We start from the raw sequence: 26330 nt of genomic DNA on the forward strand, positions 1-26330 counted from the left end.
CGCGCGCGTCTTTGGTTTTACGCCGTCAAGCCGCGCCCTCTACGGCGGCGAGCGACTCGATTTGGGCCGACGCGGCGGCCAGCGCATTGCTCAACGTACCGATCCCTTCGATGGTGACCTCGACCGTTGCGCCATCAACGATCGAGCCTACGCCGAGTGACGTGCCGCATGCAATCACGTCGCCCGGTTCGAGCGTCAGATCCTGCGAAATGAGGCTCACCTGCTGCGCCGGCGAAAACACCATGTCATCGAGCGGATAATTCTGCCGCTCCACGCCATCGAGTTTCGTGACGACGCGTGCGCGTTGCCAGTCGAACCCGGAAACGATCGCTGGGCCCAAACAACAGAACGTATCGAAACCTTTGGCGCGGCACCATTGCGGGAAGTGCGGATTCTCGGTGATGAGGCCCGCGGCCGTGACGTCGTTGACGATCGTGTAGCCGAAGATCGCCGACTCGGCTTCTTCGACGCTTGCATCGCGGCAGCGCTTGCCGATCACGATGCCGAGTTCGCCTTCGAAGACGATTTTTCCCGCATAGTGGGCAGGACGCCGAATCAATTCTGAAGAGCCAATCACCGAAGCCGCCGGCTTGATGAGAAAAAGCGGGTGCGAGGGCACCGGTTTTTCGAGCTTCGCGGCGAGCGCGTGAAAATTGTTCCAGAGCGCAACGACCTTGCCGGGCGCACAGGGCGCAAGCGGCGTAAGCGCGCGCAGCGACAGTACCGCGCCAGTGGGTACCGGCTGATCGAGCCCTTCGTATTCGTGCAGGTAACCGTTTTCGACGCGGCCGAACACGATGCTGCCGTCGCTCGCCATCAAACGCATCCACGTTTCCATGTTTCGCTCCTCGGTTTCAAACGGCGCCAGAAGCGCGCAGCGAGTGGATCTCGTCCTTCGTGTAGCCGAATTCGGCGAGCACTTCGTCGGTGTGTTCGCCCAGCATCGGCGAACGCGTGACTTCGGTCGGGCTGTCCGAGAGCTTGATCGGGTTGCCCACCGTGAGGTACTTGCCGCGCACCGGGTGATCCACCTCGACGATCGTGCCGCTCGCGCGCAGCGATTCGTCGCTGGCGATCTCCTTCATCGAGAGAATCGGGCCGCACGGAATGTCGTAGCGGTTGAGCACGGCCATCGCATCGAACTTCGTGCGATGCATGGTCCAGTGCTCGATCTCGTCGAAGATCGCCTTCAGGCGAGGCAGGCGCGCATTCGGCGTGGCGTAGTCCGGATCGTCGATCCACTCCTCGCGCCCGATCAACTTGCAGATGCGGTCCCACACGGGTGCCTGCGCGATGAAATAGATATAGGCGTTCGGATCGGTCTCCCAACCCTTGCACTTGAGAATCCAGCCCGGCTGGCCGCCGCCCGACGCATTGCCGGCGCGTGGCACGGCCTCGCCGAAGGCGTCGTTGGGATACTGCGGGTACTCCTTCATGACGCCGGTGCGCTCGAGCCGCTGCTGATCGCGCAGCTTCACGCGGCACAGGTTGAGCACGCCGTCCTGCATGGCCGCGAGCACCTTCTGGCCGCGCCCCGTGTGCGTGCGCTGATAGAGCGCCGTGACGATGCCGAGCGCGAGATGCAAGCCGGTGCCGCTGTCACCGATCTGCGCGCCGGAGACGACCGGCGGGCCGTCGTCGAAGCCCGTCGTCGAAGCCGCGCCGCCCACGCACTGCGCGACGTTCTCATAGACCTTGCAGTCCTCGTAGGGGCCGGGACCGAAGCCCTTCACCGAGGCGACGATCATGCGCGGGTTCAACGTCTGTATACGTTCCCAGCTGAAGCCCATGCGCTCGAGCGCGCCCGGCGCGAAGTTTTCGACCAGCACGTCGCAGTCGCGAATGATCCTCTCCAGCACACGCTTGCCTTCCGGGTTCTTCGTGTCGAGCGTGAGCGAACGCTTGTTGCCGTTGAGCATCGTGAAGTAGAGGCTGTCCGCGTCCGGCAGGTCGCGCAGCTGCTCCCGCGTGATGTCGCCTGCGCCTACACGCTCTACCTTGATCACGTCCGCGCCGAACCAGGCGAGCAGTTGCGTGCAGGTGGGTCCCGACTGCACGTGCGTGAAATCGAGGATGCGCACGCCGTTCAATGCCTTGCCCATGTCATGTCTCCTTATCTAATCGTGGCCGGGCGAGTTTTCTAAAATCGGTGGGGTTGCGTGGGCAGAGGCGTTTCGCGCTATCGCGCGACATCTGCGTCCTTGAGCAATACGGTATGTGATATATCAGAACGAAGCAAGAGGGAAATTGCCCATCGGGAATGCCATTAGAATTGCGTCAAAGCCTTATCCAGTATGGTTTTGACACAACTTCGACGGCGTTGACGCGGTGCACACGAGGGAAAACCCCGAGCATTTGCGGCGTCTGATATGCCAGATTCCGTGTGAAGGATGGCCGTACGTCATCGCGATTTGGTCAGGGATGCCAGGGGTTGATGCGCATAAAGTCGGCTGCCGGCGGCCGTTCAGCCGATGCGTGATGAAGGGGCGCAGGGACGCGAATGGACGTAAACGCAAAACGGGAGACCCAAAGGTCTCCCGTTTTTTGCCTCGATTCAGCGGCGTCTGCCGCCTGCCTCAATCCAGGAAATCGCAGTTCTTCTCGACGTAGACCGCAAGATCGAGCGAATGCTGGCGCACGAGCTTTTCCGCCAGTTCAGTATCGCGCTTCTCTAGCGCCTCGATGATGCGCAGATGATCGACGATCGAGCGCGAAGCCCGGTCGCTCTGCGAAATCGTCATGCGGCGAATGGCGCGCACGTGCACGAAGATGTTCTTGATGGTGTCGAGGATGATCTGCGAGCGGGAAAGCTCGACGATCGCCTGGTGGAACGCGATGTTGGCGTCCGAGTACTCGGCGATGTGTTCGGCGGGCGTGCTGTCGCGGAAGTCGTCGAACATGTGGCGCAGCCGCGCGATTTCCTCGTCGGTTGCGTGGATCGTGGCGAGACGCGCGGCCATGCTTTCGAGCGCGGCCCACATCTGGATCATCTCCACGATCTCGCGCTTGCTCTTGCGCACGATATAGATGCCGCGGCGCGGCACCATGCGCAGGAAGCCCTCCTGCTCGAGCAGCGTCATGGCCTCGCGCACCGGCGTGCGGCTCACGCCGAGCGATTCGCTCAGCACGCGCTCATCGAGCCGGATTTCCTCGCGCGACTGGTAAATGTCGGCGTCGGCGATGGCCTGGCGCAGCATGGCATAAGCCTGATCGCGCAGGCTCAGTGTGGCGTTGATGGGCTGCAGCGCCAACTTGAGCGGCGCCGCTTCCCGGCTTGCTACGACTTCAGTTTGTTCTGACGACATTGATTACCTCTTTTCCGACCTGCGGACGGATTCGCGGACCGAATTGTGCACGACGAACAGCCCTGGCGCGCGGCGCTTCGCCCAAACCAGCGTATCGGCCATGCTGCGCGGCCTGCTCAATAGCAGACTGCGGCAGCCACCTGGCGATCATGACCGTAGCAGCTGCACCCAGACCCACGACCGCTGCACCGAACAGTGCGAGAGAAACGAAATCCATTTGAAGCTCCGCATGATTGAGTAATCGAATGACTCAATGGTATGCTGCGTCGCGACAAAAAGCAATATTCTGTATGTGATATATCAGATGCAGTCGTTTCCGCACAACACTTCGATGCTTCGGGGGGTTATCAGGCGTTCGCTCCCACATCGTGGGCACGGCCAACCGGATATCTATGAAAAACAACCAATCCTAGTGAGAAACCGGTGCAGCCCGCAAGGGGATATGCCATCGAAGGGCACGATCGCGTCATGCAAAGGTGCGAACGAGACTTGTGCGCAACACAAACTACGGCTGGCAAAGCCATTTAAGCATTTCAGGTTGACAGCGCTGCAACCCACCCCGCACACTCAGCCTATGCACACTTCCTCCACCCACCTCGTCATCGCAAACACGATGAATCATCCGTGGAAAACCCATACGGGTAACCCACGGGGATGGTGTGCGTACTAGCAGTCTGTCGTCACGCAAATCACAAGCCCCGCCGGCATCGACGGGGCTTTTTGTTTTTCTGGGTGACAGCGCTCCGTCCGTCGGCTCCAAAAACTGGAGAAAACGATGGATGACGCTTTTCAGGCAGCTTCACTGACCCCTTCGCAACCCGCTTTACAGCCCGCCTCACAACCCACTCTGCACGCCGTTGCGGACGCAACCGACCGCTGCGACGATCCGTTGCCCGTCCAATCGGTCCACTTCGCCGTGCCGCCCATGCGCACGATCACCTGGCGCGTAAATGCATCAGCCACGCTGCGTGTTCAGGTAACCCAGGTATGGGTCACGCGTGCCCGCTCGCCCTACGACCACTGGGTGCAACCGGGCGAGACGCTTCGGCTCGAGCGTGGCGAACGTATCTGGCTCAGCACTGAGGCCGCCTTGCCGGCACGCGTGAGCATCACGAGCGCATGGCAGCCGCCGTTCGCGGGCGTGCGGCGCGGTATGGAGCGCCTCGCCGCCTGGCTTGCGCTGCTCACGCTCCGGCGTTCGCGCGAGGCGTGAGGCCTGACGCCCTGGCGCTTGACGCGCTTTGGGCGGAAGCCAAGGTCGTAAACGCCAAAACGCCGGATGCGCCGCCCAACTGGCGCATCCGGCGTCGTAAATAGAGGCTCGCGATCAGAACTTGTGCCGCAGCCCGAGGTTCACGATGGTCTGGTTCGACGTGCCCGAGTAACCATACGAGCCGACCGAAGCCTCGGCCGGCATCGAGCCGCCCGTACCGTTGCCGGTATCGCCGCTCGCATGCTGCCAGGCCGCCGTCATGTAAAGGTCCGTGCGCTTCGAGAGGCTGTAATCCGCGCCGAGCGACACCTGGTTGTAATTCGCCGACGTATCGCCATTGGCGTGCGTGTAGCTGTAGCCAATGCCGAGCAGCAGCGCGGGGCTCAGCTGATAGTTCATGAAGCCCTGGCCGGTGTTGTACTTTTGCGTCTCGCGGAACACCGAACTCGCATCGGGCGAGTAGCGCGCATTGCTGTAGCCGAGGCCGAAGGTGAACTGGCCGAGCTGATACTGCGCCGCCGCGCGCGCAATGGTGAGCGAGTGTGCCGTGGCGTAGCCGGAGTTGATCGGGCCGTCGAAGGTGCCGTCCGAAGTGCTCGTCCAGCCGCCGGTGCGAATGCCGTTGACGGCCTGACTGTTCGCCGCGTAGAAGTAGCCGCCCGCCAGCGCGAGCGGACCGTTGGTGTAGTTGACCGCCGCCGAGTACGACTGCTCGGCGCCCGTCGAGCCCGCGATGCCGCCGAACGAGTACATCGCCGCAGCCTGGAGGCCGCTCCATACGGGCGTGGTGTACTTGACGGCGTTGTTCACGCGGAAGCTGTTGTCGTAGTTATCGACGTCGCCGGGCGTTGCGAACACGGAGCCGAAATAGTTGTCGGCCGTGATGCCCTGCACGAGGTCGATGAGCGGGTCATACTGCCGCCCGAGCGTGAGCGACCCGTACTGCTCGGCCGTCAAGCCCACGTATGCCTGTCGGCCGAACAGCCTGCCGCCTTGCGCGAGCGCGCCTGTCGACGGGTTGAAGCCGCTTTCCAACTGGAAGATCGCCTTGAGGCCGCCGCCGAGATCTTCGGCGCCCTTCAAACCCCATCGCGAGCCGGAGAGATTGCCGTAACTGCTGTTGCCGAGCGCCCAGAGGTTCTTGCTGCCGTCGGCGTGGTTGACGTAGGTAATCGAGGTGTCGATGGTGCCGTACAGCGTCACGCTGGTCTGTGCTTGAGCCGTGCCAGCAACCCCGAGCGCGGCAAGCGAAAGGGAAGTCAAGGCTAGTCTTTTCACGTCTTTCTCCCGGCGCAGTAAAACAACTCTTGACCAAAGCAGACTAACTCGCCCGCCGAGCATTGTAAAAGGATTAAACACGCTGTCTCGAATTAGTGACAGAGATTTCAGGAAGTGCCTGGATAACTGCCGAAACATTCTCTCCCGCCGCGAAACAATGTGCGCAGCAGCTGCCTCCAACGCCCGCCACGCAAGGCTTACGGCGAACGCCTAAATCGCCGCACGTTTCACGCATGCGATAAGCGTCCACCCATTACTCATAACTTAACGATTACCTTGCCGTTTAACTCACCTGTTAATTAGGCTTTGCAAACATTACTCATCAGAAGATTATTCCCCAATTAAATCCGCTAGTTACGACGCATATTTGCGCCCAACTGATCCGTACCCAATAGCGGTTTCTTGCACTGGGGCGTCAACCGGTGGGTCGTCCTATGCGTTTGCTGAGCTTAACTAGTCCTTTCCGAACGATTACGATTCGGCTCGATTTTCCGGTTCGCGGCGCCAGGGGCGCGGGAACCGGCCTCGAAAGAACGTAAGCGCAAAACGCGAATAAATACGATGTCACCGCCGGGGAAGCTGTAACAGTCGATACGGCGACATCGCAGAGAGCCACCAGACCGATCCATGTCTCAATCGCATTCTTCGCGCGCGGCGCGCGCCCTCGGGGCGCTGCGCCGCCGTGCCGGTGCCCTGCACCTGCAGCGCTTTGTCGCGCCGGTGTTCGCGCTCGGTATCTGCGCGCTGCTGCTGGTCGTGTTCCAGCACCTCTCGCGCACGGTCGACTACCACTCGGTGATCCGCCAGCTCTGGACGCTCACGCCCGCCCAATGGGTCGGCGCGCTCGCCGCCACGGCCGTGAGCTTCGTCGCACTGGTCGGCCGCGACGCCGTGGGCCTGCGGTACCTCGGCGCGCGCGTCTCGCGCGGCGCGCTGTGGGCCGGCGCGATCGCCGGCTCGGCGCTCGGCAACGTCACCGGCTTCGGCGCGCTCACGGGCGGCGCCGTGCGCTGCCGCGTGTATGGCGGCGCGGGCGTCACCGCCGCGCAGATCGGCCGCATGACGGTGTTCACGAGCGTCACGCTCGCCCTCGCGCTCGTGTTCATGACCGCGCTCGGCATGGTGGGCGCCGCAAGCACGCTCTCCGGTCTGCTGCACCTCTCGCCCGACGAGTTACGCCTGATCGGCGGCGTGGTGCTCGGTTGCGGCGCGGTGATGGTCATCGTTTGCCCCGCCAGCGCGCGCGAAATCGAGCCGTTCGGCCGCGCATGGCTGCGCTTTTCGGTGCCGGCGCGGCGCGACCTCGTCGCGCAACTATTGCTGGCCGCGCTCGACGTGGTCGGCGCCGGGCTCGCGCTCTGGTCGGTCATGCCGCATGCGCTCCTTGGTTTCACCGACTTCCTCACTGTGTATTGCGCCGCCATGCTGCTCGGCCTGATCGGCCACACGCCCGGCGGCATCGGCGTGTTCGAAGCCGCGATGGTCTACGCGCTCGGCCCGAGCGTGCCGACCTCCAAGGTGCTTGCCGCCCTGCTCGCTTATCGCGCGATCTACTTCGGCGCGCCGCTCGCGCTCGCCGCCGCGGTGCTCGCCGTATTCGAGGGCCGCGCGCTCAAGACCCCGCTCAGCGCCCGCTTTGCCAGGCGCGGCGCCGACGGCGTCTCGCAGCTCGCGCCGCTCTTCCTCGCCATCGTGACGTTCGTGACCGGCAGCATGCTCGTGATCTCGGGCGCCACGCCCGCGTTCTCCAAGCGCATCGCGCTGCTGCAAACCATCGTGCCGCTCTGGGTGCTCGAAAGCTCGCAGCTGATGGGCAGCCTCTTCGGCGTGTTGCTCCTGTTCGTTGCGCGCGGTCTGCTGCGGCGCCTGGACGCCGCCTGGTGGCTCGCGCTCGTGATCGCCGTGGCCAACCTCGCGCTCTCGCTCGCCAAGGGTCTCGCCTTCGTCGAAGCGGGCGTACTGTGCGTGCTGATCGTGTTGCTCCTCGGCACGCGCAAGCGCTTCAATCGCCACTCGTCGATGTTCACCGAGCGATTCACGCCGGCCTGGCTCGCCTCGGTCGGCTGCGTGATCGCGCTCGCCGTGTGGGTGCTGCTGTTCGCGTTCCGCGACGTGCAGTACTCGCAGAGCCTCTGGTGGCAATTTGCCTTCCACAGCCGCGCCCCGCGCGCGCTGCGCGCCACGCTCGGCGCCGGCGTGTTCGCAGCCGCGCTCGCACTGTGGCAATTGCTGCGCCCCGCCGCCGGCCGCTTCGTGATGCCTCCGAGCGAAGACCTCGAAGAGGCCGCGCGCATCGTGCGTGCGCAGGAGCGCAGCGACGCGGGCCTCGCGCTGATGGGCGACAAGAGCTTCCTCTTCTCCGCCTCGCGCAAGGCTTTCCTGATGTACGCGAAGCGCGGCCGCACGTGGGCGGCGCTGCACGATCCGGTCGGCCCGCGCGAAGAGTGGCCCGCGCTGATCCGCGAATTCGTCACGCTCGCGCACGCGCACAACGGCCGCGCGGCGTTCTACCAGGTGCGCGCCGATGCGCTGCCGCTCTATCTCGACGCCGGCCTCACGCTGATGAAGCTCGGCGAGGAAGCGCGCGTGATGCTGCAGGAATTCGACCTCAAGGGCCCGCAGCGCGCGCATCTGCGCTACGCGCTCAAGCGCGGCGAACGCGACGGCTTTTCGATCGAACATATCGAGCCCACGCAGATGGGCGCGAGCCTGCCGGTGCTGCGCGCGATCTCCGACGCCTGGCTGCAGGACCGCGAAGCGCGCGAAAAGAGTTTCTCGGTGGCCGCGTTCGACGACGACTATCTCGCCGCGCAGTCCGTGTTGCTCATTCGCCAGAACGGCGAGCCGCTCGCCTTCGTCACCTTCATGACGACCGATCTGAACACCGACGCAACGGTGGGCGTCATGCGCCATATGCCGGGCGCCTCGCCCTACGCGATGGAGTATCTGTTCACGCAGCTCGCGCTGCATCTGAAGGCCGCCGGCTACCAGTCGCTCTCGCTCGGCATGGCGCCGCTCTCGGGCATGGGTCCGTCGCCGCTCGCGTCGTCCTGGCACCGGCTCGCGGGCTTCATCTGGCGCTTCGGCGGCCGCTTCTATAACTTCCGGGGGCTGCGCGGCTTCAAGAACAAGTTCGCGCCGCGCTGGGAACCACGCTATCTGGCCGCCTCGGGCTCGATCAGCGTGTTCATCACCCTCGCTGATCTATCGCTGCTGGCAGGAGGCTGGCGCTCATGACATTCCGTATTCCCAGGCTGCCGCGCATTGCAGGCACGGCAGCGGGCGCCGCTGCGCTCGCGTTTTGTGCGGCTCACGCCAACGCGGCTTCGATGCCCGTCTCAACGCCCGCTTCCGCCGCGACGATGCACGTTTCCGGCGGCCGCTACGGCGAAGTCGCGGTGACGAAACCGAGTGGCGCGATGCGCGGCTTCACCGTGCTGTTCTCGGCGGACAAGCACTGGAGCGCCGCCGACCAGACGCGCGCCGACGCGCTCGCGCAGCATGGCGCGCTCGTCGTGGGTGTGGATACGGAGCGCTATGCGCAGAACCTCGCCGCCGTGAAGAACGAGACCTGCCACAAGCTCTACAGCGACGCTGAAGCGCTGAGCCACCAGCTCGAACGCCAGCAGGGCTCCAGCGAGTACTACGCGCCGATCGCCATCGGCAGCGGCCAAGGTGCGCTCATCGCACAGCACATGCTCTCGCAGGCGCCGGCGAACACGATGGCGGGCGCCGTGTCGCTCGATCCGGCCGCAAAGCTCGACGCGCGCTTCGCGCCGTGCCCGGCCGACCCCACGCTCTCGCGCGGCAATGGCCTGCCCGGCTTCTTCGAGCAGGGTGTGACGACGAAAGATGCACGCGCAGCCAGTTCCGGCGCTCCGCGCGCCTTCGCCCCCAGCGTTGCCGATGTCGACAAGATCGTTGCGCTCGCATCGAATCACCTGCGCATCGCGACGGAAAGCGAAGAAGACGTGTCGGACCTGCCGCTCGTCGAACTGCCCGCGGCGCACCCCACCGACATGCTCGCGGTGGTGATCTCGGGAGACGGCGGCTGGCGCGATCTCGACAAGACGATTGCAGAAGCGCTGCAAAAGCAGGGCATTTCGGTGATCGGCTGGGACGCGCTGCGATATTTCTGGAGCGAAAAGACGCCCGAGCAAACGAGCCACGATCTCGCACGCGTGCTGAAAACCTACGGCTCGCGCTGGCATGCGCAGCACATCGCACTCGTGGGCTACTCGTTCGGTGCGGACGTGATGCCGTTCGCCTACAACCGTCTGCCCGACACGTTGCGCGCGAAGGTGTCGTACATGTCGCTGCTCGGCTTCGCGCCTGACGCCGACTTCCAGATCCGCGTGACGGGCTGGCTCGGCATGCCCGCCAGCGACAAGGCACTGCAGGTGCGCCCCGAACTCGCGAAGGTGCCGCCTTCGATCGTGCAATGCGTGTACGGCGCGGGCGAAAAAGACACGCTGTGCCCGGCGCTCGTGAATACCGGCATCGACGTCGTGAAGACGGACGGCGATCACCACTTCGACGGCGACTACAACGCGCTCGCCGGGAAGATCATCGCGGGGTGGAAGAAGGAGATCGCGGCGCGGGGGTGAGGGAGCGAGTCGCTTTTCCGTGTTCGCTTGACGGCGGACAGGCTTTAGCCGACTATAACGCCGTGCGTCATATGACGCACGGCGTTATGCTTTGGCATGGCGATCCAAAACTTCTACGACAAGGAAACGGCACTCATCTGGTCCGGTGCGCAGTCGCGTCGACTGCCGGTGGAAATTCAACAGATCGCGCGCCGTAAGTTGCGCATGCTGAACGCTGCGCTGGATCTCGCCGATTTGCGCATTCCGCCGGCCAATCGACTTGAGGCTCTGAAAGGGAATCGCGCGGGCCAGCACAGTATCCGTATCAACGATCAGTGACGGATATGTTTCAAGTGGCACGGCGGCCACGCCCATGACGTCGAATTCGTCGACTACCACTGAGGTGCGGATTATGAAAAAACTCCGGAACGTCCATCCCGGTGAAGTGCTGCAGGAGGAATTCCTCACGCCGATGGACATGAGCCAGAACGCGCTGGCGCGAGCCATGAAAGTGCCGCCGCGGCGCATCAACGAAATCGTCCATGGCGCACGCAGCGTGACTGCGGACACCGCACTGCGTCTGTCGATCGTATTCGGCACCTCACCGCAGTTCTGGATGAACCTCCAGAGCGACTACGATCTGGAGGAAGCCGCAAGAAACACCGATCTCTCGGAGCTTCGGCCCCTCGCGGCATAGGCGCCTCCCCCTCACTTCCTCCCCACCAGATACTGCACGCCCTGCGGCCCGTAGCGCTCGGCGTGCGGCAGGTTGGCGGCGAGATGAAACACGTCGCCGACCTTGTAGTGCCGCTCTTCGTCGCCCACGCGGATGTGCAGTTCGCCCTCGATGACCAGCGCCTTCGCTTCGAACGGATGCGAATGAACCTCCATGACGCCGGCTTCGCGCGTCACGACAACGGGCTCGGGAAAGCCTTCGTCGGCCAGGCTGCGGATGAATGTTTCGCGCTGCATGATTCGTCTCCTCGATCGACGGTGTCGACCCGCCGGCAGCCAGTTTGGCACGCACACCGGGGCGCTGCACGACCTAGCTTCTCGCCTGGCCGCCATCTCGCGCACAAAGACGCCCGCCAACCTTTCATCCAAATCAAGATGAAAGGTTTTAGAAAAATTTTCCCTTACATTACCAAAAGCTTTCATCTATAACGACATCACATGTCGCGATTTCCGCTATCTCGCGCATGCCTCAGCCCGCCCGGCCTAGCCGGCGGGCTTTTTTTCTGGCGCCGGCGGCATCGGTCTCAAGCTTTCAAAAACCATACTCATCAATGCCGGGAGCTAGTAAAAGCCCTGAGATGTCTTCCGCTTGACTTCATTGATATATCACATATTGTGTAAACGACTGTCAGCTAAACGACAGGATTCATGACGGCGATTCAGGCAAAGGCCGTCCCTCGCAGAAGACATTCATTCGAAGAAACCGGAGACACACATGGAGCATCGGCAAGGAGGGGCGTCGCGATTCGCGTCGCCGTGGACGCAACTCGTTTTCGGCGTCATCTGCATGGCGATGATCGCCAACATGCAGTACGGCTGGACGCTGTTCGTCAATCCGATCAACGAGAAGTATCACTGGGGGCGCGCCGCGATTCAGGTCGCGTTCACGATCTTCGTCGTCACCGAAACCTGGCTCGTGCCCGTGGAAGGCTGGCTCGTCGACAAGTACGGGCCGCGTCCGGTCGTTGTGGGCGGCGGGCTGTTGTGCGCGGTTGCCTGGGTGCTCAATTCGGTCGCGGCGTCGCTGCCCGTGCTCTATATCGCGGCGGCAATCGGCGGGCTCGGTGCGGGAGCCGTCTATGGCACCTGCGTCGGCAACGCGCTCAAGTGGTTTCCGAACCGGCGTGGGCTCGCGGCCGGCATCACGGCGGCGGGCTTCGGAGCGGGGTCGGCGGCGACCGTCGTGCCTATCGCCAACATGATCAAGAGCAGCGGATACGAGTCCACCTTCCTCTGGTTCGGCCTGGGGCAAGGGATCGTCGTGCTCGTGCTCGGCTTCGCGCTCAGCGCGCCCGCCTCGCACGGCGTCGCGGCAGCGAAACGCGCCATTGGACAAATGGGACACGCGGCAAAGCAGGTCGCGCAAAGTGCGAGCGCCGTCTATAACGCGAGCCCGCGCGAGGTGGTGGCTTCGCCCATCTTCTGGGTGATGTACGCCATGTTCGTGATGATGGCCGCAGGCGGCTTGATGGCGACCGCGCAGCTCGGCCCCATCGCGAAGGACTTCGGGCTGCACGACTCGCCCGTTTCGCTGCTCGGTCTCACGCTGCCCGCGCTCACGTTCGCGCTCACCATCGACCGCGTGCTCAACGGGCTCACGCGGCCCTTCTTCGGCTGGGTGTCGGACCGCATTGGCCGCGAGAACACGATGTTCGTCGCGTTCGGCATCGAGGCGGTCGGCATCGTGCTGCTCTCGCAATACGGCCACAGCCCGACGGCGTTCGTCGTGCTGACTGGCATCGTGTTCTTCGCGTGGGGCGAGATCTACAGCCTCTTTCCCGCCACGTGCGGCGACACCTTCGGACCGAAGTTCGCCGCAACCAACGCGGGTCTGCTCTACACCGCGAAAGGCACGGCCGCGTTGCTCGTGCCGTTCACGAGCGTGATCACCGCGGCAACCGGCAGCTGGCACGCGGTATTCATGCTCGCCTCGGGCATGGCAGCGGTCTCCGCCCTGCTCGCCATTTTCGTGCTCAAGCCATTGCGCCAGGCCCATCGGCAAAAGCATGCGGAGCCGGCGGCCAACTTCTCGTATGGCAGCCCGCTCGTTCAGGACTGAGCCGTCTCATTTCGCAAAACCATAAAAAAACGCCGGCATGAGCCGGCGTAAAGAGAGACTACTCTAAACCTTTGCTCAGGCGGCCACAGGCGCCGCCTTCGCGTCTTCTTCCTGCTCCACGGACGAGCGGATCAGGTAATCGAACGCGCCGAGCGACGCCTTCGCGCCTTCGCCCACGGCGATCACGATCTGCTTGAACGGCACGGTCGTCACGTCGCCTGCGGCAAACACGCCCGGCACCGACGTCTGGCCCTTCGCGTCCACTTCGATCTCGCCGTGCTTCGACAGCGCCACCGTGCCCTTGAGGAACTCGGTGTTCGGCACGAGGCCGATCTGCACGAACACACCTTCGAGTTCGAGATGACGCTTCTCGCCCGACGTGCGTTCGAGAAAAGCGAGACCCGTAACCTTCTGGCCGTCGCCGGAAATCTCCGTGGTTTGCGCGTTCACGTGCACCGTGACGTTCGGCAGGCTGCGCAGCTTGCGTTGCAGCACTTCGTCCGCACGCAGTTGCGCGCCGAATTCGAGCAGCGTGACATGGCTCACGATACCGGCCAGGTCGATCGCCGCTTCCACACCCGAGTTGCCGCCGCCGATCACCGCCACGCGCTTGCCCTTGAAGAGCGGGCCGTCGCAGTGCGGGCAGTAGGCCACGCCCTTGTTCTTGTACTGCTGCTCGCCCGGCACATCGACGTTACGCCAGCGCGCACCCGTGGCGAGCACGACGCTCTTCGCGCGCAGCGTCGCGCCGCTTTGCGTGCGCACTTCGAAGCCGTTGCCCGTGGGCACGAGCGCTTCGGCGCGCTGCAGGTTCATGATGTCGACCTCGTAGGCGCGCACGTGCTGCTCGAGCGCCGTGGCGAACTTCGGCCCTTCCGTTTCCGTGACCGAGACGAAGTTCTCGATGGCCATCGTGTCGAGCACCTGGCCGCCGAAGCGCTCGGCGAGCACGCCGGTCTTGATGCCCTTGCGCGCCGCGTAGATCGCAGCCGCAGCGCCAGCGGGGCCGCCGCCGACGATGAGCATGTCGAATACATCCTTCTGGTTCAGCTTCTCGGCAGCACGCGACGATGCGCCGGTGTCGAGCTTGGCGAGAATTTCTTCCACGCCCATGCGGCCCTGGCCGAACACTTCGCCGTTCAGGTAGATGGTCGGCACGGCCATGATCTGGCGCTTCTCGACTTCGTCCTGATACAGCGCGCCGTCGATGGTGACGATCTGCACGTTCGGATTGAGCGAAGCCATCGCGTTGATCGACTGCACGACTTCCGGGCAGTTCTGGCACGACAGCGACATATAGACTTCGAACGAGAACGCGCCGTCGAGCGCCTTCACCTGTTCGATGGTGTCGTTCTCGAGCTTGACCGGGTGGCCGCCCACCTGGAGCAGCGCCAGCACGAGCGACGTGAATTCGTGGCCCATCGGAATGCCCGCGAACGTGACCTTTACGTCGGAGTTCACGCGCTTGATGTCGAACGAAGGGGTACGCGCGTCGCCGGCTGCGGCGCCACGGCGTTCTTCGTAGGAGATGCGATTCGAGAGCGATGCGATGTCCTGCAGCAGTTGCTGCAGTTCTTGCGACTTCTCGCCATCGTCCAGGTACGCAACGATCTCGATCGACTGCGTGACTTTTTCGAGGTAGCTTTTGAGTTGATCTTTGAGATTGGCGTCGAGCATGGCTTTTTTTCCGGCTAGAGAAGAAGCGGGGGAATTCTAAGTATTGCCTGGCAATTTCGCCGTTCCGCTTATGGCGTCAAGAGGCGAACAGGGCACCCGGGCCGCGGCCGCGTGGGCGCGGCCCGGGGATACAGCTAGTCAGACTTTGGCGTCATGCGATCAAGGCGATCGCATTTGAACAGCGACGCTTAGATCTTGCCGACGAGGTCGAGCGACGGCTTCAGCGTTTCAGCGCCCGGCGTCCACTTGGCGGGGCAAACTTCGCCCGGGTGAGCGGCGACGTACTGAGCAGCTTGCACCTTGCGCAGCAGTTCCTTGGCGTCACGGCCGATACCGTTGTCGTGGATTTCGCACAGCTTGATCTCGCCTTCCGGGTTGATCACGAACGTGCCGCGCAGTGCCAGACCTTCTTCTTCGATCATGACGTCGAAGTTGCGCGTGATTGCGCCCGTCGGGTCGCCGACCAGCGGGTACTGGATCTTGGCGATCGTATCCGACGTGTCGTGCCATGCCTTGTGCGTGAAATGCGTGTCGGTCGACACACCGTAGACTTCAACGCCCAGCTTCTGGAATTCTGCGTACTGGTCAGCCAGGTCGCCGAGTTCCGTCGGGCACACGAAAGTGAAGTCGGCCGGGTAGAACACGACAACCGACCACTTGCCCTTGAGGTTTTCCTCAGAGACCGGAACGAACTTACCGTTGTGGTATGCGGTTGCCTTGAACGGCTTGACTTGCGTGTTGATGAGAGACATGCGTTGTTTCCTCGCTCTGGGTTGGGAAAAGGTATGGACGAAGATTACGGGAACCGCGTCCGTTTGAAAAATTGGTTGCTTTGATCGCGGGTATTAACCCTGCCTATCGGACCCCATAGCGTCCGTCAAAGCCCGCCAGCATGGGGTTCCGCGCCGGCATCGCGCGGCCCGAGCAACCCTCGGGGCGGTGAGCATACAACGAAACTGCGACAATGCGCCTCACACGACCGCGCTGTCATGATGCGTTCACGAAGCTTCATGCGTTAGATGCAGGCACAACGGCCCTTCTGCAAGGGCCGCAGGCTTGCTGCGTCAAAGCGCCCCGCCACGCGCGGTTGCCGCACGCGCCGCGAGCCGCTCGCGCAGGTATTGCGTGAATGCGCGGATCGTCACGGAAGCTTCACGATGCTGCGGGTACAGCGCATGGAGCGCGTTGGGCGGCGGCATGAACGGTTCCAGCACCTCCACCAGCAGGCCCGCATCAACCGATCCCGCCACGATGAAGTCCGGTAGATAGCAGATGCCGAGCCCGGCAATGGCCGCGTCGCGGATCACTTCGCCATTGTTCGCCCGCAGCGGCCCGTGCACGTCGAAAGGCGTGCGCACGCCATCGACGATGAATTCCCACGGCGCGCGGCCCTGCTGCCCGTACGGCAGGCAGGCGTGCTGCGCGAGATCGGCGGGCGTTTGCGGCGCGCGCCTCCGGCGCCGGTAGCCGGGGCTGCAGCAGGCGATCATGCGCACGTCGACGAGCTTTTGCGCGACCAGCGTGGAATCCGCCAGCCGGCCGATTCGTAGCGCCATGTCGAAACCCTCGCCGATTACGTCGACCGTGCGGTCGCTCAGGTCCATGTCGAAGCGCACGTCCGGATGTTCGCGCAGAAATTCGGCGACGAGCGGAGAAAGGTGCGCCATGCCGAACGACATCGGCGCGCTCACTTTCAGCAGGCCGCGCGGCTCGCTGCGCCGGTCCGACATGGCCTGCTCGGCCTCCGAGACGTCCGCGAGGATGCGCTTGGCTCGCTCGTAGAAGTCCTGGCCGAGGTCCGTGACCGCCAGCTTGCGCGTGTTGCGCACGAGCAGGCGCGCGCCCAGATCGGCCTCCAGCGCCGCCACGCGCCGGCTCACGAACTGCTTGGAAAGCCGCAGCCGATGGGCCGCCGCCGTGAAGTTGCCTGCATCCACGGTGTTCACGAAGATCCGCATGTCGTCGAGTTGCATTCTGATTGTCCACTTCAATGTGACAGTGAGTCGTATTTTACGGCGATTCAAGTCGATTTGATTGACCTAAACTTCTTTCCATCGCAACCAATCAACCGAATCGAAACGATTCACACGGAGAGACGAAAATGATCGAACTTCGCAAGGCAGACCAACGCGGCCGCGGTGAACATGGCTGGCTCAGCTCGCGTCACACGTTTTCGTTTGCCAACTACTACGATCCGAAGCAAGTGGGCTTCTCGGACCTGCTCGTGATCAACGACGACCGCGTGGCCCCGGCGCGCGGCTTCGGCAAGCACCCGCACCGCGACATGGAAATCTTCTCGTACGTGCTGGAAGGCGCGCTGGAGCACAAGGACTCGATGGGTACGGGCTCGGTGATCGTCCCCGGCGACGTGCAGTTGATGAGCGCCGGCACCGGTGTCGCGCACAGCGAGTTCAACCACTCGGCCGACGAAGGGGTGCACTTCCTGCAGATCTGGATTGCACCGAACGTGAAGGGCGCGCAGCCGCGCTACCAGCAGAAGAACATCGCCGATGAGGAAAAGCGCGGCAAGTTCCGCCTGATCCTCTCGCCGGACGGTGCCGAAGACTCGCTGCAGCTGCGCCAGGACGCACGCGTGTATGCCGGCCGCCTCGACGGCGCGGAAACGGCGAAGGTCGAAGTGGACGCCGACCGCTACGCTTACGTTCACGTGGCGCGCGGCAGCGTGAAGCTGAACGGCGTGGAACTGGGCGAGGGCGACGGCGCGCGCATCCGCTCCGAGCGCGAGTTGAGCTTCAGCGACGGACACGATGCCGAGGTCCTCGTGTTCGATCTGCGTAATATCGAAGTGTCGGAGCTCTGGTCTTAACTCCGGCGTTGCGCCTGAGGTTATGCTGGCGCAGACCGGCGCGCGGCGGTCCGCTCACTGAAAGCGGGCCGCCGCCCGGCAAAGCGCGAACTGATACGTAGTGAACTGCTTAAAACTTATTCGGAGAAAACCATGCGATATAACCTGTTCGGGCCGGGCAACGACGTCGTGCTGCTGGTCTCACGCATTCTGCTGACTTCCCTGTTCATCCTGTTCGGCTGGTCCAAGATCACCGGCTTTTCGGGCACGGTCGACTACATGGCGCACGTGGGCGCGCCCGTGCCGATGCTGTCGGCAGCCATCGCCGTGATCATGGAGTTCGCGGTCGGCATTCTGCTGCTCGTGGGCTTCTACACGCGGCCGCTCGCCGTGCTGCTCGCGATCTATACCGTTGCGACAGCCTTTATCGGCCATCACTTCTGGACCATGACCGGCGCCGATCAAATGGCGAACATGATCAACTTCTACAAAAACATCAGCATCGCCGGCGGCCTGCTCGCACTCGCGGTAACGGGTCCGGGAGCGATCTCGATCGACAGGAAGTAAGGCACGGTTTTTTGACTGTAGAGAAGGCGCGATGCCGGTTGGCATCGCGCCTTTTTTGTGTCCCTGAAAATTTGATCAAATTTACTTCAGCATTTCGCCATGCGAAGATTTGATCAAATCTCAAGGAGACACGCATGCAAACGCGTCAAGGCGTGAACTGGGAACGCGCGCATCGTGTGCCCGGAAACGACCGAAACCGCCGTCGACAGCCTGCTCGCCGCCTTCGATGCCTGCGTGAATGAACTGAGTGAACCAGGCGAACGATGAAGACACGCTCGCATCAATCGCTGCAGGACGAGACTTACGCCACGCTGCGCCGCTGGCTGAGCCTCGGGCGCTTCGTGCCGGGCGAGCGTCTGCGCATCCACGCGCTCGCGGAACAACTGGGCGTAGGCGAGATGCCGGTGCGCGCGGCGCTCGTGCGCCTCGCAGGCGAGTCTGCACTCGTGAACCTGCCCAACCGCGGCGTAGTGGTGCCGCAGCTCACGCGCGCGCAGTTCGACGACGTGCTCAACGTGCGCGTGATGCTCGAAGGCGAAGCGGCGTTTCTCGCCGCCACGCGCCTCGCCGCCGGCGAAATCGCGCAGCTCGACGCCATCTGCGCGCAGATGGCCGAGGCGCTCGCGCAGAACAAGCGAGCACGCTATCTCGACGCCAACGAAGACTTCCACCTCGTCCTCTATCGCGCGAGCGGCTCGCCGCTGCTCGTGGATCTGATCGAAACGGTGTGGCTCCAGGTGGGCCCGATCTCGAACCTGCTGTTCGACGATGCCGACTTTGCGCGCACGCTCAACGATGCGCACGAAGGCCTCATGCGGCGGCTCAAACGCCGCGACGCGCAAGGCGCGCGGCGAGCCGTAGAACGTGACCTGCGCCACGCGGCGAAGTCGTTGCGCACGCATTGCCTGCCCGACGATCCGCATATTGCAAACACGGCTTGATATGCTTGGCAGCGCGCCCGCCCGGCCTCACGTTCTCCTTACGACCGATTACGCTCGATGCACGACCCACAAGACAACCTCTACGCGTATCTCACTTCGCTCCAGCAATCGGCGCTGGGCGCGCTCAAGCGCCTGCCACTCAAGAGCCGCGCCGCGCAAGGCACACTCATGGCGATGCGCGCCGTGTGCGCGGCAGGCCTTGCATACAGCATCGGCCGCGCGCTCCACACCGAACAGGCGTTCTGGGCCGCGATCACGGCGATTGCCGTCACCCAGCACGATTACGCCGATACGCTCGCGCAGTCGCGCGACCAGTTCATCGGCGCGATTGCGGGCGGCGCGGTGGGGCTCGCGACGGCGGCGTTCGGCCCGGAAAATCTCGCGGCCTACCTCGTAGCCGTGAGCGTGGTAATCATCGGCTGCTGGTGCCTGAGCGTGAGCACCGCCGCGCGGTTGGGTGCGATCACCACTACCATCGTGCTGCTCGTGCCCATGAACGGGCCGGTATGGGACGTCGCGCTCTTTCGCGTGGCGCAGGTCGCCATCGGCATGGCCTGCGCGGTGCCGGTCAGCTGGCTGTTTTCGTATATCGAACGGCGCTGGCTGCAGTTGTGAGCCGCTTCTCTCAACGCATGCGAAATAAACCATCTCCGCGCGCTCAGGAATCCGGCCCGCGTTAGCGGCGATAATTGGTGCCGCTGTGCGGCGCAGGTTGCCGCGGGGCAAAATCTGCGGCGCGTGCGCACAGTCGCCCCGCAAATGCCCCCGCCGATGCGAAATCGTGCGAAACTCCCCCGCCGCGCTCTGCCGTCGTCGTGTCGATCACGGCAACTTTTCGGGGCGCAATCGAGATCGCAACCCACGCCGCCGCAAATTCACCCTATGAACACCACCACCCGTCCCGCCGCTTCGAACGCCAAGTCCAGCAAGTCTATCTCGCTCCTGCAAATGCTCGCGCTGATCGGCGCTGTCGGCATCGCGGCCTCGCTGCTGTTCCGCTACTTCCTGTGAGCGCAGCGCGTCCGGGGCATCAAGCCAACCGTTTTTGCTTATGTACAAGAAAGGCGTCGCCCTCGAAATCCAGTTCTCTCCTGAACGCCTGAATGACGGCGCAGGCGACCCGTACTGGATCGACCTCACCGCCGACGAAGCCGCCGCGCTGCTCGCCACGCTGCAAAGCAAGCTCGCTGAACGCGAGAGCACCGCAGCGCCGCTCGTCGTCGCGCTCGACACCCCGCCCGAAGGCACCGCACCTGAGGCATCCGCAAACGCCTCGACGGCTGCGGCCAGCGCCGACGACGGCCTCAAGCAATGGGTCTGCGTGATTTGCGGCTGGGTATACGACGAAGCGGCTGGCGCCCCTGACGACGGCCTCGCTCCCGGCACCCGCTGGGCCGACGTGCCCGACGACTGGCGCTGCCCGCTCTGCGACGTGGGCAAGGAAGACTTCGCGCTCGTCGAGTTCTGACGCGCGCCGTCAAAGGCGCGCGGCGCTCATACGCCCACGCGCCCGAGCGGCTCGTAGAAAAGCGCAAACAACTCCGACTGCGAACTCACGCCGAGCTTGGCGTAAATATGCTTCTTGTGCGCACGCACGGTCTCGAACGAAATTTCGAGCCGCTCCGCAATTGCGCGCGTGGAAAAGCCGCTCAGGCTCAAACGCACCACTTCGATCTCGCGCGCAGTGAGCGGCACACGTCCGCTTTGCTGCGTGACCGCCTCGATGCGGCTCGCAAAGCCCGCCTCGCTCAACTGCCCCTGCTGCGCCGCGCTGTCGGCTTCAGCCGAGTCGGACGCGACCGCCTCGGCAACACCCTCGGCAAACGTCTCATACGCGAGCCGCTGCTTCATGAGCGCGACCACCCACGGCGCGAACATCGCGAACAACGCAATATCGCGCTCCGTGTAATGGTGCTTTGCGCCTAGCGAGAAAATCAGCGTGCGCGCTTCGTCGAGCGGCACGTTGAACTGCACTTCATCGCCGATGATGTTGCTCTTGAAGTAGCGCTGGTAGTAGTCCGTCATGCTGAAATTATCGGGCGCGACCTCGGCGAGCGTGACGAGCCCTGCGCGCGGCTTTTCGCTGGCGTTCAGATAGAACGGATCGAGCAGGTACATCCCCTCCAGATACGCGCGGAACAAGAGATCCACGGTGCCGTCGGGCATGGGCGACTCGGCGCATACGAGCGGCGCGCGATCGCGCCGGAAGACGAGCGCAACCCAGTTGTCGAACGCGACGAAGCGCTCGATCACACGCGTCATGCGGGTCCAGAAGTCGGGGCCGTCGAGGGCATCGATCAGCGTCGCGATATGGTGATGGAACGCACGGTCTTGCCAGTCCAGTTCCATGAGGGGCTCCATGGGTCCTCCGATCAGGGTACCCCTGCAGGGTAATTTCTCGACAAAAATAACGTGGAGATAATAGCCGCTCCAGACGCCCACGCGGTGCTTTACGTAATACATAAGGAAGGAGACAGGCATGCAACTCGAACTCGCGCAGATCCCGATCGTGGACGGCGCAGTCGCTCCCAACCTCGCCCGCGTACTCGACGCAACGGCCAAGCGCCGCGAAGGCAGCGATCTCATCGTCTTTCCCGAAGCCACGCTCACGGGTTTTCCCACCCGCGAGAACGTGCGCGACGTGGCCGAATCGCTCGACGGTCCGTCCTTGAGCAAAGTGCGTGACGCCGCGCGCGCCGCGAATATCGGCGTGGCGGTCGGCCTCGCCGAGCGCGACGGCGACCGCTTCTACAACACGACCGTGCTGATCGACGAACGCGGCGACATTGCGCTGCGTTACCGCAAGACCCATCTGTGGGCCACGGACGTGGGCGTGTTCACGCCTGGCGATCGCTTCGAGGTGTGCGAATTCAAGGGCACGACCGTTGGTCTCCTGATCTGCTACGACATCGAGTTTCCCGAAACGGCGCGCGCCGTGGCCTCGCTCGGCGCGGAAATGCTCGTCGTCACGAACGGCAATATGGATCCATTCGGCCCCGTGCATCGCCGCGCGATCGTCGCGCGAGCGATGGAGAACCAGATGTTCGCCGCGCTCGTGAACCGCACCGGCGACGGCGACGACAACCTCACGTTCCCCGGCGAAACGGCGCTCGTGAGCCCGTTCGGCGACGTGCTCTGCGAGTTGAAAACCGAAGACGCCGTGCTGCACGCGAAGGTGGATCGCGCGCTGCTCGCGCAAAGCCGCGAACATTACAGCTATCTGCACGACGCACGCATTGCGCTCAATCTCGCGGACGAGAACGACGCGCAAGGCCATCGCTCGCTCAATATCCGCCCGCGCACGCGTTAAAGGCGCACAGCAGCAAGACCAGGTAACAAGCCCGGCAATCAGCGATCCGGCAAGCCGCCATGCGCGGCTCGCCTGGCTCGCCCATGCCTGCCAGAACCGCAGCACCCAGGAGACAACTGCATCATGAAGCCTGCCTCGCCGTCGCATGAACGCGGCACTCAAGAACCTCACCTGAAGCGCACGCTCGGCCTGCCGTCCGTGCTCCTGTTCGGCCTCGCCTATATGGCGCCGCTGATCGTCTACGGCACCTACGGCGTGCTCGCCGGCGCGAGCCAGGATACCGCCGCCCTCGCGTACCTCATCGCGCTAATCGCAATCGTCTTCACGGCGCTCAGCTACGGCAAGCTCGCGCGCCTTTTCCCAGTGGCGGGTTCGGCCTACACGTACACGCGCAAGAGCTTCAATTCGCACCTGGGCTTCATGATCGGCTGGGCCACACTGCTCGATTACTTCTTCCTGCCGATGGTGATCTGGCTGATCGGCGCGGCGTATCTTGGCGCGGCGTTCCCGAGCGTGCCCACGTGGATCTGGATCGTCGCGTTCATCGTGCTCACGAGTGTGCTGAACGTCATCGGCATCGAACTCGCCGCGCGCTTCAACATCGTGCTGATGATCGTGCAGCTCGGCATCGCGGCAATGTTCGTAGTCCTGTGTTTGCACTACGCCTCCGCGGCCGCGGGCCCGGGCGGCCTCATCACGGCGCAGCCGTTCTTCCAGCCGCACGTGCCTCTCTCGGCCACGATGGCGGGCGCTGCGATCGCCGCGTATTCGTACCTCGGCTTCGACGCCGTTTCCACGCTCACCGAGGAAACCATCGAACCGGAAAAGACCATCCCGCGCGCCATCGTGCTGATCGCGCTGGTGGGCGGCGCGATCTTCGTGATCGCTGCGTACACGCTGCAGCTCGCGCATCCGGGCGCCGTGTTCAAGGACCCGGATTCGGCCGCATTCGAAATCGCTCGCAAGGTGGGCGGCGATATCTTCGTGACGATTTTCCTCGCAGGCCTGATCCTCGCGCAGTTCGCCTCGGGCATCTCCGCGCAAGCCAGCGTGGGGCGTCTGCTCTACGCGATGGGCCGCGATGAGGTGCTGCCGAAGTCGATTTTCGGCTACATTCACCCGCGCTTTCGCACGCCTGCGATCAACATCGCGATTGCCGGTATCGTCGGTTTGATCGCGCTGAAGCTCGACGTGGCCACGTCCACCTCGTTCATCAACTTCGGTGCGTTCCTCGCGTTCACTTCGGTGAACCTGTGCGTGATCCGCCAGTACTTCAGCGGCGCGGCGGGCACGCGTGGCTTTGGGTTCCTCGGCGGTGTGGTGTTCCCGTTGATCGGCGCCGTGACCGACATCTGGCTGCTGTGCAGCCTCGAAAAGACCGCCATCGTGCTCGGCGTGATCTGGTTCGTGCTCGGCCTCGTGTACCTCGGCTGGATCACGCGGTGCTTCCGCCAGGCGCCGCCCGAAATGGCGGTATAAGCGAAGCGCTTCACACTCGAGTCTGCTTCAAACGAAACGGCGAGCGTCCCTTGCGGGGCGCTCGCCGTTTTTCCATTCTGCGCAGCGAAAAGAAACGCTTAGCTATCCAGACCAGCCAGCCGCGCCGCAGCCATCACTTCGCGCCTGGTATCGAGAATATGCCGCTCGATCAGCGCCACCACTTCATCCACGTCGCGCCGCTTGCAGGCATCGACGATCGCGTAGTGATCGCTTTGCACCTCGTTCTTCTCCGTATCGAGCGACATGCGCAGATGCGGATATCGATTCGTCGTACTCAGGCAGTACTCCTCGATCATCTTGCGCAGACGCGCGTTATTCGCGGGCGCGCACAGCGCCAGATGGAACTGGCGGTTGCATTCGGCCCACTCCGCGGGTGACGAAGCGGCGTCGTACGCCGCGAGAATGCGCTTCATCACGTCGATGTCGCCGGCCACCATGTTCGGCACCGCGAGCTTCGCCGCGTAGGTCTCCAGCGCCGCGCGAATGTCCAGCAGCTCGCAGATCTCCTGCGTGGACATGGCGATCACCACCGCGCCGCGATTGAGCTGATAGCTCACGAGCCCTTCGGCCTCGAGCTGGCGCAGCGCCTCGCGCACGGGAATGCGGCTCGCGCCGAAGCGCTCCGCCAGGCTCTCCTGGCGCAACTGCGCACCGGGCGGCAGTACGCCGCGCAGGATCTCGTCGCGCAGCTGGTCGCGGATCGTTTGAGGCAGCGATCGCTGGTCTTCCTTGGCCTGCACTGTCGTCATGGGCTCGTGGGCGCCGGGCGGACGAACGCCGTCCGACGAAAAAGTGTTGTCGTCAATATTTTTGCCTGCCAGAATTGGATACAATCTGATCGCTTCTGGATATTTATGCTGGTGATACGGATCCGCCAGCCGTTCCCTCTGTGCCGTGTCCTTGTCTGGAGACTGTATAGGTTTCTGTAAGCACCTGAAAACCAAGCAATTTTAGCGTATCCACCGGGCCGTCCCGGGGCTGTTGCGTGCGCAACGGTTTCGTCCGGCAAACCGCCATCTGGCGGCCGGTTCCTTTTGCTTCACCCCTGCGCAAAAAGGCACGCCGCGCGCTCCGAACGCGGTGCGGGCCCGGCTGCGCCCATGAAAAACGTAGACCGCTGAGGAGAGAACCAGGATGAACCCAAGCAAACCCCATCTGCGCCTGCGCGCGCCCGTTGTGCTTGCCGCCGTCGCGGCCCTGTGGAGCGCCGGCGCGCTCGCCCAGGCCACTGACGTCAAGATCGGCTTCGCCGCCCCGCTCACGGGCGGCCAGGCTCACTACGGCGCGGACTTCCGCAGCGGCGTGCAGATGGCGATCGACGACGAGAACGCCACGAATCCGACCATCGGCGGGAAGCCGGTACGCTTCGTGCTCGACGCCTACGACGACCAGGCCGACCCGCGCACCGGCACGACCGTCGCGCAAAAGCTCGTGGACGACGGCGTTTCGGCCGTGATCGGCCACTTCAACTCGGGCACCAGCATTCCCGCCTCGCCGATCTACGCGAAGGCCGGCATTCCCGAAATTGCCACGGCCACCGCGCCCACCTATACGCGCCAGGGCCTGCCCACCACGTTCCGCCTCGTCACGTCCGACGCGCAGCAAGGCAGCGTGCTCGGCGAGTACGTCGTGAAGGACCTGAAGTTCAAGCGCTTCGCCGTGATCGACGACCGTACGGCGTACGGTCAAGGTGTGGCCGAGGAGTTCGCGAAGGCCGTGAAGGCAGCGGGCGGCACGGTGGTCGCGCAGGAGTTCACGAACGACAAGGCCGTGGACTTCCGCTCGATCCTCACGCACATCAAGTCGGCCGACGCCGACGCGATCTTCTACGGCGGCGCCGACACCCAGGCCGCGCCGATGCTCAAGCAGATGAAGTCGCTCGCGATCAAGGCCACGCTGATCGGCCCCGACATGATGCACTCGGACGAGCTCATCAAGATCGCCGGTCCGGCGGCCGAAGGCGCGCTCGCTTCGTCGGGCGGCAGCCCGCTTGATCAGATGCCGGGCGGCAAGAGCTATGTCGAGCGCTACACCAAGCGCTTCAACAAGCCGGTCGAGCTGTATTCGCCGTATGCGTATGACGGCACGCGCGCTGTGTTTGCCGCCATGAAGAAGGCGAATTCGACCGATCCGCACATCTACCTCGCCTCGCTCAAGGCGACGAACATGAAGGGCGTGACCACGAACGAGCTGGCCTACGACCAGTACGGCGACCTGAAATACGGCGGCGTGACGGTCTACAAGGTCGTGAACGGCAAGTGGCAGCCGCTCACGACGGTCGGCACGAAGTAAGTCGACGAAGTGAACCGATGAAGTGAGCCCACACTGACGCCGCGTTGCGGGCGCGGCGGCA

At 63.7% G+C, this 26330-nt stretch carries 26 protein-coding genes; 15 read left to right on the forward strand and 11 right to left on the reverse strand.

The features are described from left to right. Positions 1–25: 25 nt before the first annotated feature. The 4 genes from E1N52_RS25865 to E1N52_RS25880 form a co-directional block, all read right to left on the reverse strand. Positions 26–838: a fumarylacetoacetate hydrolase family protein gene (locus E1N52_RS25865; protein ID WP_133185666.1), complete on the reverse strand. Its 813-nt coding sequence runs from the start codon at positions 836–838 to the stop codon at positions 26–28. A gap of 16 nt (positions 839–854) precedes the next feature. Beyond that, a complete protein-coding gene (gene frc, locus E1N52_RS25870; RefSeq protein ID WP_133185667.1) occupies positions 855–2102 on the reverse strand; it encodes a formyl-CoA transferase in 1248 nt (415 codons plus the stop codon). Between the two features lie 474 nt (positions 2103–2576). Beyond that, complete coding sequence (locus tag E1N52_RS25875) at positions 2577–3305, reverse strand: GntR family transcriptional regulator (protein ID WP_133185668.1); 729 nt, start codon at positions 3303–3305, stop codon at positions 2577–2579. Next, on the reverse strand, positions 3286–3522 hold the full coding sequence (locus E1N52_RS25880) for a hypothetical protein (RefSeq protein ID WP_081771534.1): 237 nt from the start codon (positions 3520–3522) through the stop codon (positions 3286–3288). Before E1N52_RS25880 ends, E1N52_RS25875 begins: the two co-directional genes overlap by 20 nt. A gap of 558 nt (positions 3523–4080) precedes the next feature. Here E1N52_RS25880 and E1N52_RS25885 point away from each other — a divergent pair. Beyond that, the gene (locus E1N52_RS25885; protein ID WP_133185669.1) at positions 4081–4518 is read left to right on the forward strand and encodes a DUF2917 domain-containing protein; all 438 of its coding nucleotides are present in this window, start codon (positions 4081–4083) and stop codon (positions 4516–4518) included. Between the two features lie 114 nt (positions 4519–4632). Here E1N52_RS25885 and E1N52_RS25890 read toward each other — a convergent pair whose 3' ends face one another. Beyond that, the gene (locus E1N52_RS25890; protein ID WP_133185670.1) at positions 4633–5796 is read right to left on the reverse strand and encodes a porin; all 1164 of its coding nucleotides are present in this window, start codon (positions 5794–5796) and stop codon (positions 4633–4635) included. A 627-nt stretch (positions 5797–6423) separates the two neighbouring features. Between E1N52_RS25890 and mprF the strand changes: the two genes are divergently transcribed. The 4 genes from mprF to E1N52_RS25910 all read left to right on the forward strand — a co-directional run bounded on the left by mprF (position 6424) and on the right by E1N52_RS25910 (position 11079). Further along, positions 6424–9033 carry a bifunctional lysylphosphatidylglycerol flippase/synthetase MprF gene (gene mprF, locus E1N52_RS25895; protein WP_133185671.1) on the forward strand — a complete coding sequence of 870 codons (2610 nt, stop codon included), beginning with the start codon at positions 6424–6426 and terminating at the stop codon, positions 9031–9033. Positions 9034–9125: 92 nt separating this feature from the next. Next, entirely contained in the window at positions 9126–10403 is a 1278-nt protein-coding gene (locus E1N52_RS25900) for a virulence factor family protein (protein ID WP_133185770.1), read from the forward strand. A 96-nt stretch (positions 10404–10499) separates the two neighbouring features. After that, positions 10500–10721: a type II toxin-antitoxin system RelE/ParE family toxin gene (locus E1N52_RS25905; protein WP_133185672.1), complete on the forward strand. Its 222-nt coding sequence runs from the start codon at positions 10500–10502 to the stop codon at positions 10719–10721. 73 nt (positions 10722–10794) lie between these two features. Next, positions 10795–11079, forward strand: coding sequence for a HigA family addiction module antitoxin (locus tag E1N52_RS25910; RefSeq protein WP_133185673.1), 285 nt, complete (start codon positions 10795–10797; stop codon positions 11077–11079). Between the two features lie 11 nt (positions 11080–11090). Here E1N52_RS25910 and E1N52_RS25915 read toward each other — a convergent pair whose 3' ends face one another. Next, positions 11091–11354: a cupin domain-containing protein gene (locus E1N52_RS25915; RefSeq protein ID WP_133185674.1), complete on the reverse strand. Its 264-nt coding sequence runs from the start codon at positions 11352–11354 to the stop codon at positions 11091–11093. A 478-nt stretch (positions 11355–11832) separates the two neighbouring features. On the opposite strand from E1N52_RS25915, the gene oxlT reads away from it, so the two are divergent. Beyond that, complete coding sequence (gene oxlT / locus E1N52_RS25920; protein WP_133185675.1) at positions 11833–13176, forward strand: oxalate/formate MFS antiporter; 1344 nt, start codon at positions 11833–11835, stop codon at positions 13174–13176. A gap of 75 nt (positions 13177–13251) precedes the next feature. Here the strand turns inward: oxlT and ahpF are convergent, their stop codons facing one another. From ahpF to E1N52_RS25935, 3 genes are all read right to left on the reverse strand, one after another. Then, positions 13252–14853, reverse strand: a complete 1602-nt coding sequence (gene ahpF / locus E1N52_RS25925; protein ID WP_133185676.1) for an alkyl hydroperoxide reductase subunit F — start codon at positions 14851–14853, stop codon at positions 13252–13254. Positions 14854–15041: 188 nt separating this feature from the next. After that, positions 15042–15605: an alkyl hydroperoxide reductase subunit C gene (ahpC, locus tag E1N52_RS25930; protein ID WP_069261621.1), complete on the reverse strand. Its 564-nt coding sequence runs from the start codon at positions 15603–15605 to the stop codon at positions 15042–15044. A gap of 312 nt (positions 15606–15917) precedes the next feature. After that, positions 15918–16826 (reverse strand): LysR family transcriptional regulator, encoded by a 909-nt coding sequence (locus E1N52_RS25935; RefSeq protein WP_133185677.1) that lies wholly within the window; start codon positions 16824–16826, stop codon positions 15918–15920. Positions 16827–16954: 128 nt separating this feature from the next. Between E1N52_RS25935 and E1N52_RS25940 the strand changes: the two genes are divergently transcribed. From E1N52_RS25940 to E1N52_RS25960, 6 genes are all read left to right on the forward strand, one after another. Continuing rightward, complete coding sequence (locus E1N52_RS25940) at positions 16955–17680, forward strand: pirin family protein (RefSeq protein WP_133185678.1); 726 nt, start codon at positions 16955–16957, stop codon at positions 17678–17680. 132 nt (positions 17681–17812) lie between these two features. After that, on the forward strand, positions 17813–18226 hold the full coding sequence (locus tag E1N52_RS25945; RefSeq protein ID WP_028202725.1) for a DoxX family protein: 414 nt from the start codon (positions 17813–17815) through the stop codon (positions 18224–18226). A gap of 263 nt (positions 18227–18489) precedes the next feature. Beyond that, positions 18490–19167, forward strand: coding sequence for a GntR family transcriptional regulator (locus E1N52_RS25950; RefSeq protein WP_133185679.1), 678 nt, complete (start codon positions 18490–18492; stop codon positions 19165–19167). Positions 19168–19224: 57 nt separating this feature from the next. Next, complete coding sequence (locus E1N52_RS25955; protein WP_133185680.1) at positions 19225–19782, forward strand: FUSC family protein; 558 nt, start codon at positions 19225–19227, stop codon at positions 19780–19782. Between the two features lie 267 nt (positions 19783–20049). Then, positions 20050–20178 (forward strand): hypothetical protein, encoded by a 129-nt coding sequence (locus E1N52_RS45315; protein ID WP_281282727.1) that lies wholly within the window; start codon positions 20050–20052, stop codon positions 20176–20178. 40 nt (positions 20179–20218) lie between these two features. Continuing rightward, positions 20219–20635 (forward strand): rubredoxin, encoded by a 417-nt coding sequence (locus E1N52_RS25960; RefSeq protein WP_133185681.1) that lies wholly within the window; start codon positions 20219–20221, stop codon positions 20633–20635. Between the two features lie 26 nt (positions 20636–20661). On the opposite strand, the gene E1N52_RS25965 is transcribed toward E1N52_RS25960, so the two are convergent. Then, positions 20662–21516 (reverse strand): response regulator transcription factor, encoded by an 855-nt coding sequence (locus E1N52_RS25965; RefSeq protein ID WP_133185771.1) that lies wholly within the window; start codon positions 21514–21516, stop codon positions 20662–20664. 130 nt (positions 21517–21646) lie between these two features. Between E1N52_RS25965 and E1N52_RS25970 the strand changes: the two genes are divergently transcribed. Together E1N52_RS25970 and E1N52_RS25975 are read left to right on the forward strand one after the other, a co-directional pair. Next, on the forward strand, positions 21647–22477 hold the full coding sequence (locus E1N52_RS25970) for a carbon-nitrogen hydrolase family protein (RefSeq protein ID WP_133185682.1): 831 nt from the start codon (positions 21647–21649) through the stop codon (positions 22475–22477). 123 nt (positions 22478–22600) lie between these two features. Then, the gene (locus E1N52_RS25975; RefSeq protein WP_133185683.1) at positions 22601–23956 is read left to right on the forward strand and encodes an APC family permease; all 1356 of its coding nucleotides are present in this window, start codon (positions 22601–22603) and stop codon (positions 23954–23956) included. Between the two features lie 98 nt (positions 23957–24054). Here the strand turns inward: E1N52_RS25975 and E1N52_RS25980 are convergent, their stop codons facing one another. Continuing rightward, a complete protein-coding gene (locus tag E1N52_RS25980; protein ID WP_133185684.1) occupies positions 24055–24726 on the reverse strand; it encodes a GntR family transcriptional regulator in 672 nt (223 codons plus the stop codon). A gap of 385 nt (positions 24727–25111) precedes the next feature. Between E1N52_RS25980 and E1N52_RS25985 the strand changes: the two genes are divergently transcribed. After that, positions 25112–26269, forward strand: a complete 1158-nt coding sequence (locus E1N52_RS25985; RefSeq protein ID WP_133185685.1) for a branched-chain amino acid ABC transporter substrate-binding protein — start codon at positions 25112–25114, stop codon at positions 26267–26269. The last annotated feature ends 61 nt before the right edge of the window (positions 26270–26330 follow it).

Source organism: Paraburkholderia guartelaensis (assembly GCF_004353905.1).
Taxonomy (GTDB): domain Bacteria; phylum Pseudomonadota; class Gammaproteobacteria; order Burkholderiales; family Burkholderiaceae; genus Paraburkholderia; species Paraburkholderia guartelaensis.